Source organism: Streptomyces griseus subsp. griseus (genome assembly GCF_000720255.1).
In the GTDB taxonomy this organism is placed as follows: Bacteria; Actinomycetota; Actinomycetes; order Streptomycetales; family Streptomycetaceae; genus Streptomyces; species Streptomyces griseus_I.
The window spans coordinates 1-336 of sequence record NZ_JOJE01000192.1 but is presented as its reverse complement, the minus strand read 5'-3'; the positions used below and the strand labels follow the sequence as shown (position 1 = coordinate 336).

The following is a 336-nucleotide window of genomic DNA, read 5'->3' as shown; positions in this document are numbered from 1 at the left end:
CTGACCGGCTGCTCCGGGGCCGCCAGGACCTCCTCCAGGAACCGCGCAAGCCAGCCCGCCATCCGCTCGATCGTGGGCCGGTCGAACAGGTCCGTGGCGAACTCGATGCCGCCCTGAATACCCGCCGGCTCGCCCTCCTCGGTGAACACCTCGGCGAGGTTGAAGGAGAGGTCGAACTTCGCCGCCTGTGCCCCGGCCGGTGCGATCTCCACTTCGAGACCCGGCATCACCAGATCCGACGCCGGGGTGTTCTGGAACGCCAACGCGACCTGGAACAGCGGGTGTCGGCCCATCGAGCGAACCGGATTCAACACCTCGACGAGGCGCTCGAACGGC

General features: G+C 68.5%; 1 protein-coding gene. It reads right to left on the bottom strand.

Annotation, left to right across the window (positions count from 1 at the left end; translation table 11 throughout):
• A partial coding sequence (locus IG99_RS43740) for a condensation domain-containing protein (protein ID WP_234312191.1) occupies positions 1-293 on the bottom strand: 293 nt, incomplete at its 3' end.
• Positions 294-336 lie beyond the last annotated feature (43 nt).